This is a genomic window from Acinetobacter sp. 778_lipA (genome assembly GCF_058242985.1).
In genome coordinates this window covers 18128-33133 of the sequence record NZ_JBZAYT010000002.1, presented here as the reverse complement: position 1 = coordinate 33133, position 15006 = coordinate 18128, and the positions used below count along the sequence as shown (strand labels likewise).

Below are 15006 nucleotides of genomic sequence, written 5' to 3'. Positions count from 1 at the left end.
TTCTAGACAGCACCGAAAGCTGAAATGGATACTCTGTCTGATAAATGTCAGCCCCTCGGCATAAGTTGCTCAGCTCAACCTACAACCTTCAAATCTAATAAAAGATACTAGGTGTTTAGTCCCAGATTTTAATGGTGCAATATTCTCAGATAAATGGAAGGAAGCACTATGGGACAAGTTCTACACAGCAGCGCCACAACGACACAGGCAGTGCGTCGAGCAATACAAAATAGTCAAGAGAGCTTAAGAACGCTAGCCAAGCGTTACGGCATCAATCAAAAGACCGTCGCAAAATGGAAGAAACGTACTTCAGTAGATGATCTTACAACCGGCCCAAAGAATCCTCGCTCAAGCGTGTTATCGCCTGAAGATGAGGCGGCAATTGTTGCTTTTCGAAAACGCACTTTGTTGCCGCTAGACGATTGCCTTTATGCATTGCAGCCGAGTATTCCTTATCTGACACGCTCGTCGTTACACCGCTGCTTACAGCGGCATGGTATTTCACGACTGCCTGAGGTACAAGGTGATCGCCCTGTCAGGAAGCGCTTCAAGAGCTACCCCATTGGTTACTTTCATATCGACATCGCTGAGATGCAAACAGCACAGGGTAAGCTTTATCTCTTCGTTGCCATTGATCGCACTTCCAAGTTTGCGTTCACTGAATTGCATACTAAAGCCAGTAAGATGGCAGCCGCGGAGTTCATGCGCAATCTGGTTAAGGCTGTGCCCTATAGAATCCATACGGTGCTAACAGATAACGGCATCCAGTTCACGAACCGCACCTGTGATCGCTACGCCTCTGAGCACATCTTTGATCGGGTTTGTACTGAATGTGGCATTGAACATCATCTTACCAAGGTTAAGCATCCATGGACCAATGGACAGGTCGAGAGGATGAACCGAACGATTAAAGAAGCTACTGTCAAACGGTTCCATTACGACGATCACACTCAGCTATGCATTCACCTTGCTGATTTTATTGCTGCATACAACTTCGGCCGCAGACTCAAAACACTCAGGGGCCTGACTCCCTACGAATTCATCTGCAAACAGTGGACAGATGAACCTGAACTTTTTAAAATTGATCCGATCCATCAAATGCCGGGACTAAACACCTAGAAAAAGTGCTACATAATTATTTGAAAAAGTTTAATGTGCAGTCTCAAAAATGGGAGTTCAACAAAACTCCCATTTTTTATTATTGAGTCAGTTCTTAGCCTATGTAATGAGAATTTAATATAATGGAGATTGTATTAAATTTCTTTAATTATCATAAAGATAATATTATTTTTTTTGAATTTCGTATAAGGTGTATTATGTTAATTTTAGAATAATTATAAAGTGTCTACAAAATCGGTAGCTATTCATTTATAAGATTAAAATTACGTTGTTTACACAAAATTTAAGAAATTTTATCTCCAATTCAACTAATATTAAATCTGTATTTAATCAAAGGTATTTTTAAAATGTTCCTAGATTGGCCAGAACATACAGCACATGTCAAAAAATCATTTGGATCTTTAGGAAAAACTCACCCTAAAATGCTTCAAGCTTATTTAGCACTTAATGATGCTGCTGCTGCCGAGGCATTAGATATCAAAACACGTGAATTAATATCTATAGCAGTGGCAATCACTACGCGTTGTGAAAGCTGTATTTCAGTGCATGCAGAAGCAGCAATAAAAGCTGGTGCAACAGAAAGCGAAGTAGCTGGTGCTTTAGCTACAGCAATTCATTTGAATGCAGGAGCTGCATATACATTTGCTTTACGAGCTTTAGAGGCATATGAAGCACAGAAATAATATCTTTATTAGGTATTGAAAAAGATAATTTGACTAGAAAAAGTGCTACATAATTATTTGAAAAAGTTTAATGTGCAGTCTCAAAAATGGGAGTTCAACAAAACTCCCATTTTTTATTATTGAGTCAGTTCTTAGCCTATGTAATGAGAATTTAATATAATGGAGATTGTATTAAATTTCTTTAATTATCATAAAGATAATATTATTTTTTTTTGAATTTCGTATAAGGTGTATTATGTTAATTTTAGGAAAACTTAAATTAATCATGGTCAAATTTGTGAAATTTTAATAAATCAAATCTCAATGTCTGATCATTAATTTTATAAAGTAGATATGAGTCAATTATTTGTGAATAATTATTCTCTAAGAATTGGAATATATCATCAGCTTCTAGCTTTTCTCCTCTTGGTTTTATTGCATTATAGTGAAAATCCCATTCATGTTTTATACCACCAGAATCATAAAGAAAGGCGGTTTTATCTACATTTTTAACAGCATAAACTAAAATATAAGTAACATAATCATTGTAGACTATATCATTGAACTTCTTAGTTATTTTTGAAATTTCCGTATAATTGAAAGCTAATGTTTTATGTGGTTTTGCTTTACACTTTATGATCTTATCATCTGATTCAATATAAATTTCTGCATCCCAAAATTCAGGAAAATATCTGTCTTCACCAAGACTAAGGTGACTAAATTCTTCTGTCTCTACATTCATAGATTCATAAGGCTTTAAAATTAATGGTGGAGAACACTTATGTATTTCCAAGTAATAGTTTTTATCAAAAACAGCAACTATCTTATAAATACTCAAAGGTTTGTCTTTTTTATTTTGAAAAACAATATTATTTATTCTCGTATGAGATGAACCGCCAGATGTAACTGTATAAGTGACATTTACTTTATTCCCTATTTTTTTCAAAGCAAAGAACACAGTAAAGATAGAAGCAGATAAAACTATCACTGGCTTAAACTGTTGATCAAGCCATTCCCAAATTATTGATAAATATTCCAATGATGTCGGTTTCTTCTAATAAAAAATTTATTATAGATATGAGTACTATTATTTTCTATTAAATGACGTATATAAACTCTAGACTTTCACTCCATTTGACATAGTAGCTGTTATACGAACTAGCCATGTAATGCAATTTGCATTACAATATTTCCTGACATTCAATAAATGGGAAAAGTGATGGCTACTGTTAACTTCAGGGTCGATGAAGCCCTTAAAGAAAAATCTTATTCAATTCTTAGAGAACAAGGTATTGCACCTACTGAGTTTTTTACAAATGTCCTTGAATACATTGCAACGACTGGGAAACTCCCTGTACAAAAAGCCTTACTATCAGAAGAGGATACCGAGCTATTAGCGATTGTCCGTAAGCGTATTAATGATCCTAAAGAAATGTTTGAGGAAATTACTTTAGATGACTTATAAGCTTTTACGTCATAAAGACTTCACAGCTGAATGGGAAAATCTTCCTAGTGCTATAAGAGATCAATTCAAGAAGAAACTCGCCAAGGTCATAGAGCAACCACATATTCCTAAGAATATGCTCAGAGGTGACCTCGCTGGCTGCTATAAAATTAAATTATTAAAGGCCGGAGTCCGACTGGTTTATCAAGTCAAAGATGATCAGGTAGTTATCTTGCTCATCACCGTTGGAAAACGAGCTGACAGCATAGTTTATGATGAAGCCAAAAAGCGTATTAAAGACTAAAAATGGGAGCGATAAGCTCCCATTTTTTTCTTCTCATAACGTGTATTATATTAATTTTAATTTTTCTTAATTTTCATTATTCCAACTTGCTCGATCCAATCTGCTAAATTTGGCTATATCCAATGCCATACTAAACTAACTTACCAATCATCCATAAAATGGAGCTATAAAGCCTGCTTTATCTTCCGTAACGATTCATCCGAGCATCTAAATTCATTTTTAAATAATGACTTTTTTTACTAGTCAATATTTTCGATGAGCTTATTTTTTCTCCATTGGCACAAAAATTTGTAAGCTCATAGTACTCTCTATGACCATGAATAGATTCAATAATAACGTCACCTGTTTTCGTTGTATAAACAGGTATTTCTAATTTATGTAGCGTATCCCTCACAGAGGGACGTGGATGTTCATACATATTTTGATAATTACTTGTACAAATAGTGAATCGTACCGGGTTTGTCGGAGAGTCAATATTCTGAGAGACTATCCCGATGACAAAATTAAAATATACCCCTGAAATCAGAGAAAGAGCGGTTCAATTATTGATTGAATCTGAAAAAGATTATCCTTCTACTTGGGCTGCAATCACAGCAATTGCGCCTAAGATCGGTTGTACTCCTGAAACACTTCGTGCCTGGCATCAAAAGCATTTAGATCAGCAAAATCCTATTAAAGTACAAGAGATATCTGATCAAGAAAAAATGAAGCAAATGGAACGTGAAATTAAAGAATTAAAGCGTGCCAATGAAATTCTACGTAAAGCAGCCGCTTTTTTCGCCCAGGCGGAGCTCGACCGCCCACACAAATAATGGTGGATTTCATCCATAACAATAAAGACTTATATGGTGTTGATGCGATTTGTAGGATTTTACCGATCGCAGCTTCAACCTATTACCGAACTTTAGATCTCGCTGACAATCCAGAACATCGAGCGAAACGAGATCTACATGATGAGCATCATGCTGAACAAATTAAACGAATTTGGAAGGAAAGTTCAGGTCGATATGGTGTACGTAAAGTCTGGCAAAAATTAAAACGTGAGGGTTATGTTATTGCACGTTGTACAGTTGCTCGATTGATGCAAAAGCTAGGTATACAAGGTGTTTGGCGTGGTAAGAATAAACAAACCACCCGTAACCGAGATGACCAAAAACGGGCAGATGATTTAGTGAAACGTAATTTTAATGCTGATCATCCAAACCAACTATGGGTGGGTGACTTTACCTATATTCAAACTCATTCAGGCTGGGTATATACCGCATTTGTTATTGATGTGTTCTCACGAGCAATTGTTGGATGGAAAGTATCTACACGGATGAATACAGATATGGTGCTCGATGCATTGGAGCAAGCATTGCACGATCGAGGCATGCCAAAGAATGTGATTCATCATTCCGATAGAGGTGTTCAATATCTTTCTATTCGCTATACCAATCGTTTAGAAGCTGCAAATTTACGAGCATCAGTCGGTACAACTGGTGATTCATACGATAATGCTTTGGCTGAAACGGTGAATGGCTTATACAAAACAGAGGTGATTGAATATTTAAAAGCAGATTGGCAAGGTTTAGCAGATGTACAACTTGCGACACTAAACTGGGTAGATTGGTTCAATAAAAAGCGTGTACACAGTGCACTGGGTTATGTATCGCCTTTTGAGTTTGAAGCAATGTACTATGATAAGATTAACCCGTTAGGTCAGGTGGCCTAACTTAAATAAAAAAGTCTCCGACAAACCTGGTACGGTTCATAGTTATTTTTGGCTTTACATGAGAAAAAAACTTCTTTGTATTTAAGGCACATTCTGCCCCATGATGAGCCAATACTAATACATCAACCTCTTGACATAAGAGCCTGTTTCTTCTCAAAGACGCAGCAATATTTTCATCTTCTACATCACCTAAACTTAAAACATTAAATGATCCAGTTCTAAACATTTTAACTGTAGAATTATCATTGGATGATGTTGACAGCCATTTAGGATGATAAAGAATATCTTTGTATCCAAGTTCCTTTGATGTATCCAAACTTTGTATATAAGGAGGATCTACTTTGACCCTAGATCTTGTAGGGATTTTATACTTCATTATTAGATCTAAACAATCCTGGGCATGATCACAATGAGGATCGTATCCAGGATATTCTATTTTTGATGGTTTAAAGTCGATTAAAATTTCTTCTAAATCAGACTTTTTACAATGATCATTATCCCAACTTGTAATATGTAAAGTATCAATTCTAGTCTTCTCAAAGATGTCCAGCTCTTGCTCTAGACCAGGACGGCTCAAGGGACCTATTCGTGCTTCAATTAAAGTAAAATTAGCATCAGTGGCATATGACATCAAGCTACCAGATTGTTGTAACTTATATGCTCTGAAACGTGTTCGTCTAGGATCCATAAATACTCTTGTATAAAAAAAACAATGGCTTAGGTAATAATTACAAACCCATTCTACTTTTACAAGCTTCGTAACCATGTTCTAAAATCATATCGAACTCTTTTTCCTTTAATTTTCTTAAAGTTGTCGGAAATGACCGTGTAAAAACAGCATTTTTATTATCTATCGGAATTCTTGATTCTTTTATATGTATATATAGTCCTTGTCCCAAATTATTTTTAGAAAAATTAATAAAAGAACGAACACGTAAGGCTCTCGATTGATCAGAGATGATGTCAGTAATGTGTTTTAATCTCCAAGGACTAAGTTGTGAACCGTACCGGGTTTGTCGGAGACTTTTTTATTTAAGTTAGGCCACCTGACCTAACGGGTTAATCTTATCATAGTACATTGCTTCAAACTCAAAAGGCGATACATAACCCAGTGCACTGTGTACACGCTTTTTATTGAACCAATCTACCCAGTTTAGTGTCGCAAGTTGTACATCTGCTAAACCTTGCCAATCTGCTTTTAAATATTCAATCACCTCTGTTTTGTATAAGCCATTCACCGTTTCAGCCAAAGCATTATCGTATGAATCACCAGTTGTACCGACTGATGCTCGTAAATTTGCAGCTTCTAAACGATTGGTATAGCGAATAGAAAGATATTGAACACCTCTATCGGAATGATGAATCACATTCTTTGGCATGCCTCGATCGTGCAATGCTTGCTCCAATGCATCGAGCACCATATCTGTATTCATCCGTGTAGATACTTTCCATCCAACAATTGCTCGTGAGAACACATCAATAACAAATGCGGTATATACCCAGCCTGAATGAGTTTGAATATAGGTAAAGTCACCCACCCATAGTTGGTTTGGATGATCAGCATTAAAATTACGTTTCACTAAATCATCTGCCCGTTTTTGGTCATCTCGGTTACGGGTGGTTTGTTTATTCTTACCACGCCAAACACCTTGTATACCTAGCTTTTGCATCAATCGAGCAACTGTACAACGTGCAATAACATAACCCTCACGTTTTAATTTTTGCCAGACTTTACGTACACCATATCGACCTGAACTTTCCTTCCAAATTCGTTTAATTTGTTCAGCATGATGCTCATCATGTAGATCTCGTTTCGCTCGATGTTCTGGATTGTCAGCGAGATCTAAAGTTCGGTAATAGGTTGAAGCTGCGATCGGTAAAATCCTACAAATCGCATCAACACCATATAAGTCTTTATTGTTATGGATGAAATCCACCATTATTTGTGTGGGCGGTCGAGCTCCGCCTGGGCGAAAAAAGCGGCTGCTTTACGTAGAATTTCATTGGCACGCTTTAATTCTTTAATTTCACGTTCCATTTGCTTCATTTTTTCTTGATCAGATATCTGTTGTACTTTAATAGGATTTTGTCTATCTAAATATTTTTGATACCAAACACGTAGTGTTTCAGGAGTACAACCGATTTTAGGAGCAATAGCTGTGATTGCTGCCCAAGTAGAAGGATAATCTTTTTCAGATTCAATTAGTAATTGAACCGCTCTTTCTCTGATTTCAGGGGTATATTTTAATTTTGTCATCGCGATAGTCTCTCAGAATATTGACTCTCCGACAAACCCGGTACGGTTCAGTTTGGGAAGAATCTCGTTACGCTAGGCATTGCCAACAATCAAGAAGCCTCATGGCACATGAATCAAAACCTTAGATCACCATCGTATTTAACAAAATGGTCTGACTTACCTAGAGTAGGATAAAAACATGCACTTATTTAAATTAACTGACGAACAAATTACTCAACTCCTAATCCCGAAACGATTTGTACCACCTACTCCGCAAGAACATGAAGGCAAGAACATGGTTTATGTTTTTGATAGTGATGATAAGTTTGAACTGACTTATTATGAGCTGGTGGATATCATTAGCAAAGCGAGAATGGCTGGGCCGAAGTTGATACCTGTTTTAGGTACTGTGAATTAGATTGAGCAGAGGCGGCACGCCACTTGAATCATTATTTGATTGGAAGCGGATTTGGGCTGAGAATAATTTAGCTCAAATTTAACCTGACAGGCACACTATAAAATGGGTAACTGTCATATCGAGTTTGGACTACAACACTTTAGCTCAGCGATTTACCAATTTACACTAGTGTCTAAAATCCAGTGACGAAACTGTGATGCTAAAGCTTTTAAATTTCCCCTTTTTAAGATGCTTAGGCTATTTGATCCAGAGTTCATCTTCTTGCATCATTTTTAACATTAAATTAAATATAACCAGCGGAGTAACATTTTTTTTGTTAGAACCGACAACTCTTTGAAAACTAAATTTAACGGTTCGCTCAGGAGCACCCAAATTAACTGGGTAGTTTTGTTTTTCTAAATACAGATGATCTCCTAACATTGGCTCTATACCAGTAATAAAATTAACAATTTGTTGCTCATCACCTTTCATTCGGCATTGAAAATGTAGAAAATTCTTACGCAGTTTTCCAAGTAATAATAATATTTTAAGCGCCTTAAACATGTTCTTTTCTTTCAGTGCATCTTGCTGCCTATCATCTTTATAATGAAAATCAAGGAGAGGAATTATTTCATCTTGACGAGTCAGTTTTTTAGCCTTTTCGTAAAGTTCATCAAACCAACTCTCTTCTAAATTCTTACTATAAACATAATTCGTTTTTAAATTAAATTTTTGGCGATCCATCCATTTATTGCTCATCCATTGACATCGTTGCATCCATTCTTGAGCTTGAGTATCTTCGCTTAAACGACCTTCTCTAAAACTTATCAAACGTTGAAAAGGTGTCAGATTACTCTTCTCGATACTAAACTTCTTTTCTTGTCGGCCAGCAATCGTAACTGGCTGTGTTTGCTGATAAGAATTAAACCATTTCTGCTGCTGAGTATAACGATTTAGGTTTATGTAGTCTGTACTTGACTTCACTGGACTAAAACACTGTTCTAATACTTTTTTTGAAATGATACACGGCGAATTATAAATTCGATCGACTGCTAATAAATCCAAAACATGAAGGTAATTTGAAGCCGTTTGCTCAATACTGCTATGCCCCATCCAAGAGGCGAGCACCTGCCATTTATGTTGAATAATCTCTTCTTGAGCACGTGCTTTCATACCAAACAATAAATCCCTCATCTTTTTTGCTTTTACCCAAGGACAATCTGTGTAGGTCTTGATCATTTCTTTTGAACCGAGCAAAGTTATTGCTAGATAGTTAGCAGCACTGTGGCGTAATGTATGAAAACTAAAGCCATGATGCATACCTAATATTTGACTAAACAAATCTACTGTAATTTTGCTGATACATTGATCAGTTAATACACGATGATTCACACTAAAAAGTAGATCATCCTGCTGATTAACCAAATATTGCTCATAACGATGTTGTATGTAACGTTGTACTACTAAAAACTCATGTTCTGACAATGCAATTTTCAAAGGTATTTGACGATTTGCACTTTGCGTTTTCAGACGGCGATATGAATTGTTCTGAATATGAAGCGTGATATTATTAAAAGCTGTATTTTCTTTTTCTTTACAAAGTAACTCTGGGCAAATAATATCTTGTATTTTAAGACAACGAACTTCATTTAATCGAAGTCCAGTTCTATAACTTAGTAAATACATCAGCTTTAAACAACTCAGATGATCGACCCACTCTGATGCCGTTGGCTCTTGACTTAAATTTTCTAGTTTTTCCAATAATTTGCCAAATAGCAAAGGACTCACTAGCCGTGCATTGCAAATTTGTAAATGCTTAAAACTTGAATTCTGTAACACCAATACCCCTGGAGCATCATAATTCTCTATACAGAATTGATGAAAATCTTTTAGGCGACCAAAACGGTATTCTGCGCTTTGGTGCATCTTACGAGAGGTTTTTCCTTTCACCGAATCTCGTTGAACTGCTTTTTCATCACGTTCACTGCTGTATTTCAATAGCTGCCGATATAAATCCTCATAATCATCAATGGATTGTTGCTTTAAATCTAATTTATTGAGCCAAATCTCAAATATAAATTCTTTACCAAACGATCCTAAGTAGCTTTCAATAGTTGATAATTGAAGCCCTCGTTTTTTTAAATGCATTAACCAGTGAATTAAGCGTAGTTGAGCATCAATTAAAGACTTTTCCTCCGTATTAGCATCAACTATCTTCTCCTCTAACACCCTTCTGGTTTCTTGCCAAAAACGTAGCGTGCGTTCTTCTTTATTCCTCTTTTTATCTAAACGCTCAACTTTTTGACCTTTACGTTTCTTTTGATCAAACAACATCAACTCATACGGAATCGTTTGTAATTTGCTTTGAGCAGTCGGAACTTCCGGAAGTAACTGCTCTTGTTCAAAATGAATAGGGCGACTCTCTTGTTCTGTGACTTGATTGTAATCATTATTCCACAGCAATCTAAATTCGGATGGCCTTAAAGCGACAGTATTAATCTCTTGCTGAAGCACATTACTCAAAAATATATCTAGGCTAAGGTTTGGATTAAATTCGAGTACCATTTGCACATCATTAAATGCACGAAATCCACGGCGTTTAATTTGATATTGCAGATCCCCAAGACTTTTTTTCCTGCCTATCTTACTCAAGCTTTCTAAAATACAATCTTCAACTGAATGTTGCAGACGAAATTCTTTCTGAGTGGCTTTCAACTTTTTTAAATATTGTAAAATGAACTGCGCATATGGGTTAAAAAAAACATGTTTCCATTTGTACAACTTTCCCTGTTCTACATCGTTGCCATATTGAGAGTTTTCAACACGATAATGTAGTAACAATGGATTAGTGATCTTTTGATAATCAGAATGGTATAACCGAAAACAATTCAGATCTGTACCAAGCTCAATGGCATCCTGCAATTGTTTCTGAATAGTAATCAAATGCTGTTCATCTGCACAGCCTGAAATATATATAAAACTTAAGCATAAATTTCCCCATAAGTACTTCGGTTCATCCCAATATTCAAATGAATCTTGCCAATACTGCCTTAATTCCTTGACTACCAAAATATGTAGATGCCCCTGTTCTAATCGTGACTCTGTACTTTCAATTTTTCTAGGCAGTACTATCCGTTTCGTATGTGGATTTAGCTTAATTCTGTATGATTTTTTATCTACATTCTGGTTGAATTGCCTCCTTCTTTTATTAAATTCATCTTCAGTTAATTGCATCAGTTTTGATTGTTCGTCTCGGCTCAACTTTTGACTCAAACAATCAACACTATCTTTAATGTCATGCCATTTTTCAGCGATCTGCTGATCAAGTTTTTGCTGCATGTCTTTCGTCAATACTTCAGGTGAAGAAGGCTGTCTATCTAGCGACTTTTTCACCAATTTATGAATATCAACAAATAGATCATCTAGTTGCGGTTTTATTAGTTCTTTGATTTTTTGCATACAACTATTTTCGCTCTAAGTGTTTAATCGATAAAAATTTGACATTATCTTGCAATTGCTGGCGGGCTTGCTGTACATAGACATTCGGAATAAGTGAAGAATGCGGATGAAAAGCCTCTCGGTCACGTTGATCATGACCATAAAGAGCCTGTATTAAATGGAATGCTAAAGCAGTTTTTTCTTCTTTTTTTTCTTCTTTTTTTTCTTTTTCTTCTTTTTCTTCTGCATACATCAAAAAATTCATATCAAAATGACGTAACCAATTCGAATACATATTCTTTGGAAAGATTCCTTCCATATATAAATTTACCCAGTTTCGAGATAAAGGGATTAACTTAATTTTTCTGCTCTGCCACTCTTTGACAGTTATCGGCAAGATATCTTTACTATCAATGACCTTGCCAAAAAGATCATTTACAGTAATTTTCTTTGTAAAGACTTGTCTAAAAAACGAACCGTACGCTTCAATAATTTGTTCTAAAAAGACTGTGTAATTTTGCAGTGTTTTTATGAAAAAATCAGATAATGGGATAAAACGACCATCTTTTCTTGCTTTACTATTTCTTTTATCATTCACATATAAAAGCTTGAGCTCAACACAATAATCATCCAAATTCCCCAACAGGTTTTCTTTAGGCCGACTTGCCAAACTCAACAAGCTGATATGCCACATCCAACATGCGTATGCATTCAGTTGATTAATGATATGTTGATCTTTTTGAATATTTTCTTGGCAATGTTTATGTAAAAAAGCAAATTGCTCTTTCACAAAACTGGGTTCAAGTGCCAGTTGGCTCCCTATCCTTCCGATAGATAATGCAGATTGCACTTTGAATTGTTGTTGCAATATTTTTAGTTCAGCCGTGTCTTCAGTAAATTCCGAGGAATGTGGTGTAAGTGCTGTTTCTACAAAGGCTAGATATGTGCTACTGAGTTGAGCTTTCGGTAGCCCTCCATAATAGATACCAGGCATGTGATGCTGACTATCCCGCCCAGCAATTACATGAGCTAGATATTCATTATATGTTTCATAATATATATGAAAATATAATTGAGCCTGCAGTTTTTCAACAGTGATCGAACCTACAAACCGATTATCAAGCCAATTCTTAAGTTTTGTATTAATGTCTGTTGAAGAAATTATTGGATTCGATGCTTGTTCTATATAGTCAAACCAAGCAGAAGGTAAATGTAGTTGATGTGTCATCACTTCATTCCATCGCTCATCATTTAAGCTCTTAATCTTCTGCTCTGTAATATTAAGATTTAATTTGAGTAAATATTCGCGACGTCTACTTGAACCATTTTGAATCAACGTACCCTCCTGAATAAGGTCATTAAAATCCATCAGTGCAACGGGTGATAATCCCGTCAATAAAGACAATAAACAGGCAGCAGCGATCGCCGCATTCCTCGGTTGTCCTGATAATTCATCTCTTAGCACATAAACAATTTGCTTCAGTATATCTGGCGCCAAATAATGTGGATTTGTAATAAATGGCGCATGACGGCGTTGGCGATGCCGCGTGTAATACGCAGCATAATCACTAATTAAATGATTAAAATTTTTAGTTTTTTCATCTTCAGAGTATAATTCTACTTCAGTGTCCAATAACTCAATTTCACCATCTTCATCTTTGTAAAGAGAGGCATCATAAAAACTGATCTTTGCGTTATGTCCGATATCTTCATGCTTACCTGATTTTATTTCACGAAATTTTTTGAGTTCATTTTTAGTTGGCCATTCCAAAACTTTGCTTTTTTTTGACTTACGCTGACGATGAACTACACGACGATCATCTAGTCTTTTAAAAATTATTAATAGAGCCGATAAATACTCTATGACTTGTACTTGTTTGAAATCTTTAATATTAAAAAGTTGATTACGATCCTCTTTTTTCAAATTACGTTCGTACGTCACATAGCGATTTAGTAGCTCACTGCATTCTTGAAATAATTCAGCATGATTAGAATCCAGAACATATCGTGATACATAGCGAAAGAGATCACAAACATGTTTTTGCTTATTCTCAGCTTTATCAATCTTTGCAAATTCTTGATACTGCCGATATGTTAAAAAACTCGCTTGCAAAATCAAATAACGTACAGACGACAACTCTTGAGTATTACTAATATTCGGACATGAAAAATAACTCAAAGCAGCCAAAAAAGAATACTTACCGATCTGTCTGGAGCCTGATATATAGCTATAAATTTGTTGTGCTAATTTGTATAGCGCGTAGACTTCTTTATACAAATCATCTGATAGATCAATAAATTGTGTATTCACAACATCATCATGTAACAGACAATAATCTTTTTGGAATTTTTCTGCTAAATCTAAAAAGTGCTCTTCTGCGTCAATCTTCGGCATATTCATTTTCGCTTAATTTTTTATCACATTGCATTGTCTAAATTCATTACGATCTAAACAATTTTGTAAAAGTTGATCTTTTATTGAATTCTTTGTTAGCTTAAAAAATCGAGCAAAAAATTTAGCATCCAGCTCTTTCTGAGCTTTCCTTTCAAAGCACAAGTGTTGCTGTGATTTTTCGATAAAATCATCAAGATTATGTATCAGCTGTAAGATTGCAACATAATTAGAATGCACACGTAAGCCAGGCTCCGTTTGCATCAATAGCAAGATTTTTTGCCAAATTTTGACGTAGATTGCTTTGAACTTTGCTTGTACTACGGCTTTCTGACTCTGTTTAATCTTTCTGATTTTCAGTAATTCTGAGTTGATTTTTACTATCTCAAGTTGAACATTTTTTCGACCAAAGCAAAAGGGCAATATAAATTGCCCCATAAAAATCTCTATATTTTTTACTAAATAGTCAAATTTTAACATTTTTATCGATATAAAAAATGAGCATATCTTTGTATATGAAAATTCATTTAATTAATCAATCAAATCTTCTTAAAATTACAATTATCAACAAATACATAGGTTTTTCTTATTAAAGTTGATCTAAATTTCAAATATTCTTCCACTTTTTTTTAGTTTTCTGTTATTAGAGTGATCGATGACCATGTTTTTCAACAGATATGGGAAAATACGGTGTGCAAGATTAGGCTTACTGGTATTGGGTTTTGGATACAAGGCATGTATTCCCATCAAGCGCATTAAACGTCGGACTTTACGCCGACCTATTTGATGTCCTTGACGCTGTAGCATATCTCGTATCATTCGACTGCCCATAAATGGGTAGTCGAGATGAATTTCATCGATTAGACGCATCCAACGCAAATCAGTTGATGAAATCTTTTTGGGCTTGTAATACAACGTACTGCGATTGATTTGAATCAATTGCGATTGTTGTCGTACCGAAAGTTGATGGGTCTTATCGATCATTTTTTGCCGCTCAGCTGCCCTATTTTTCTGAGCGCACCTTCTAAAAAATCAATTTGCAATGCCTGATGTCCTATCTCGGCATGTAGAGCTTTGAGGTCAATCTCTGGTTCTTTTTGTGCTGTTGGTCGTGAAAAAATATTGACTGATTGCTCAAGCAGTTGATTTTTCCAATCAATGATTTGGTTTTGATGTAAATCGAATTGAGTAGAAAGTTCAGCGATTGTGTGGTCGCCTTTAATTGCTGCGAGAGCAACTTTAACTTTAAACTCTGCTGAATGATTACGACGTTTTCTTCGTGTCATGGTTGACTCCAAAA

12 protein-coding genes, 2 pseudogenes and 2 other annotated features are annotated in these 15006 nt (G+C 35.6%); of the genes and pseudogenes, 7 read left to right on the top strand and 7 right to left on the bottom strand.

What is annotated here, in order from left to right:
* The first annotated feature begins 168 nt into the window (after window positions 1-168).
* Complete coding sequence (locus tag AC4CUY_RS21245) at window positions 169-1119, top strand: IS481 family transposase (RefSeq protein WP_490774692.1); 951 nt, start codon at window positions 169-171, stop codon at window positions 1117-1119.
* A gap of 347 nt (window positions 1120-1466) precedes the next feature.
* A complete protein-coding gene (locus AC4CUY_RS21240) occupies window positions 1467-1802 on the top strand; it encodes a carboxymuconolactone decarboxylase family protein (protein ID WP_490774691.1) in 336 nt (111 codons plus the stop codon).
* A gap of 259 nt (window positions 1803-2061) precedes the next feature.
* Here the strand turns inward: AC4CUY_RS21240 and AC4CUY_RS21235 are convergent, their stop codons facing one another.
* Window positions 2062-2820 carry a hypothetical protein gene (locus tag AC4CUY_RS21235; protein ID WP_077164718.1) on the bottom strand — a complete coding sequence of 253 codons (759 nt, stop codon included), beginning with the start codon at window positions 2818-2820 and terminating at the stop codon, window positions 2062-2064.
* A 180-nt stretch (window positions 2821-3000) separates the two neighbouring features.
* Between AC4CUY_RS21235 and AC4CUY_RS21230 the strand changes: the two genes are divergently transcribed.
* From AC4CUY_RS21230 to AC4CUY_RS21220, 3 genes are all read left to right on the top strand, one after another.
* Window positions 3001-3246, top strand: a complete 246-nt coding sequence (locus AC4CUY_RS21230; protein WP_077164719.1) for a type II toxin-antitoxin system RelB/DinJ family antitoxin — start codon at window positions 3001-3003, stop codon at window positions 3244-3246.
* Window positions 3236-3529 carry a type II toxin-antitoxin system RelE family toxin gene (locus tag AC4CUY_RS21225; RefSeq protein ID WP_077164720.1) on the top strand — a complete coding sequence of 98 codons (294 nt, stop codon included), beginning with the start codon at window positions 3236-3238 and terminating at the stop codon, window positions 3527-3529. Before AC4CUY_RS21230 ends, AC4CUY_RS21225 begins: the two co-directional genes overlap by 11 nt.
* Window positions 3530-4023: 494 nt before the next feature.
* A protein-coding gene (locus tag AC4CUY_RS21220; RefSeq protein WP_490774690.1) for an IS3 family transposase occupies window positions 4024-5243 on the top strand; the annotation gives its coding sequence in 2 pieces (ribosomal slippage) (window positions 4024-4300 and window positions 4300-5243; 1221 coding nt in all).
* Window positions 4299-4415, top strand: a sequence feature (AL1L pseudoknot). Its footprint overlaps the gene before it by 117 nt.
* A gap of 1 nt (window position 5244) precedes the next feature.
* Here the strand turns inward: AC4CUY_RS21220 and AC4CUY_RS21215 are convergent.
* Window positions 5245-5931 carry a ComEC/Rec2 family competence protein gene (locus AC4CUY_RS21215; RefSeq protein WP_490774689.1) on the bottom strand — a complete coding sequence of 229 codons (687 nt, stop codon included), beginning with the start codon at window positions 5929-5931 and terminating at the stop codon, window positions 5245-5247.
* Between the two features lie 349 nt (window positions 5932-6280).
* Window positions 6281-7500 (bottom strand): IS3 family transposase gene (locus tag AC4CUY_RS21210; RefSeq protein ID WP_490774688.1). Its coding sequence is split into 2 segments (ribosomal slippage): window positions 6281-7224 and window positions 7224-7500, totalling 1221 coding nucleotides; the frame shifts between segments, so codons are not numbered across the junction.
* Window positions 7109-7225 (bottom strand) — a sequence feature (AL1L pseudoknot). It overlaps the preceding gene by 117 nt.
* Before the next feature lie 48 nt (window positions 7501-7548).
* On the opposite strand from AC4CUY_RS21210, the pseudogene AC4CUY_RS21205 reads away from it, so the two are divergent.
* Window positions 7549-7674, top strand: a pseudogene (locus AC4CUY_RS21205) (DUF4113 domain-containing protein); the annotation flags it as partial.
* 4 nt (window positions 7675-7678) lie between these two features.
* Window positions 7679-7897 carry a hypothetical protein gene (locus AC4CUY_RS21200; protein ID WP_000550046.1) on the top strand — a complete coding sequence of 73 codons (219 nt, stop codon included), beginning with the start codon at window positions 7679-7681 and terminating at the stop codon, window positions 7895-7897.
* Between the two features lie 237 nt (window positions 7898-8134).
* Here AC4CUY_RS21200 and AC4CUY_RS21195 read toward each other — a convergent pair whose 3' ends face one another.
* From AC4CUY_RS21195 to AC4CUY_RS21180, 4 genes and pseudogenes are all read right to left on the bottom strand, one after another.
* A complete protein-coding gene (locus AC4CUY_RS21195; RefSeq protein WP_314340329.1) occupies window positions 8135-11335 on the bottom strand; it encodes a tyrosine-type recombinase/integrase in 3201 nt (1066 codons plus the stop codon).
* 4 nt (window positions 11336-11339) lie between these two features.
* Window positions 11340-13709 (bottom strand): hypothetical protein, encoded by a 2370-nt coding sequence (locus AC4CUY_RS21190; protein WP_490769262.1) that lies wholly within the window; start codon window positions 13707-13709, stop codon window positions 11340-11342.
* 12 nt (window positions 13710-13721) lie between these two features.
* On the bottom strand, window positions 13722-14186 hold the full coding sequence (locus AC4CUY_RS21185) for a hypothetical protein (RefSeq protein WP_490774687.1): 465 nt from the start codon (window positions 14184-14186) through the stop codon (window positions 13722-13724).
* Between the two features lie 162 nt (window positions 14187-14348).
* Window positions 14349-14992, bottom strand: a pseudogene (locus AC4CUY_RS21180) (IS3 family transposase); the annotation flags it as partial.
* Window positions 14993-15006: the final 14 nt, after the last annotated feature.

Bases quoted from the DNA above. Each gene is read 5' to 3' on its own strand.
- AC4CUY_RS21245 (WP_490774692.1), top strand. From the start codon at position 169: ATGGGACAAGTTCTACACAGCAGCGCCACAACGACACAGGCAGTGCGT.
- AC4CUY_RS21240 (WP_490774691.1), top strand. From the start codon at position 1,467: ATGTTCCTAGATTGGCCAGAACATACAGCACATGTCAAAAAATCATTT.
- AC4CUY_RS21230 (WP_077164719.1), top strand. From the start codon at position 3,001: ATGGCTACTGTTAACTTCAGGGTCGATGAAGCCCTTAAAGAAAAATCT.
- AC4CUY_RS21225 (WP_077164720.1), top strand. From the start codon at position 3,236: ATGACTTATAAGCTTTTACGTCATAAAGACTTCACAGCTGAATGGGAA.
- AC4CUY_RS21215 (WP_490774689.1), bottom strand. From the start codon at position 5,931: ATGGATCCTAGACGAACACGTTTCAGAGCATATAAGTTACAACAATCT.
- AC4CUY_RS21200 (WP_000550046.1), top strand. From the start codon at position 7,679: ATGCACTTATTTAAATTAACTGACGAACAAATTACTCAACTCCTAATC.
- AC4CUY_RS21195 (WP_314340329.1), bottom strand. From the start codon at position 11,335: ATGCAAAAAATCAAAGAACTAATAAAACCGCAACTAGATGATCTATTT.
- AC4CUY_RS21190 (WP_490769262.1), bottom strand. From the start codon at position 13,709: ATGCCGAAGATTGACGCAGAAGAGCACTTTTTAGATTTAGCAGAAAAA.
- AC4CUY_RS21185 (WP_490774687.1), bottom strand. From the start codon at position 14,186: ATGTTAAAATTTGACTATTTAGTAAAAAATATAGAGATTTTTATGGGG.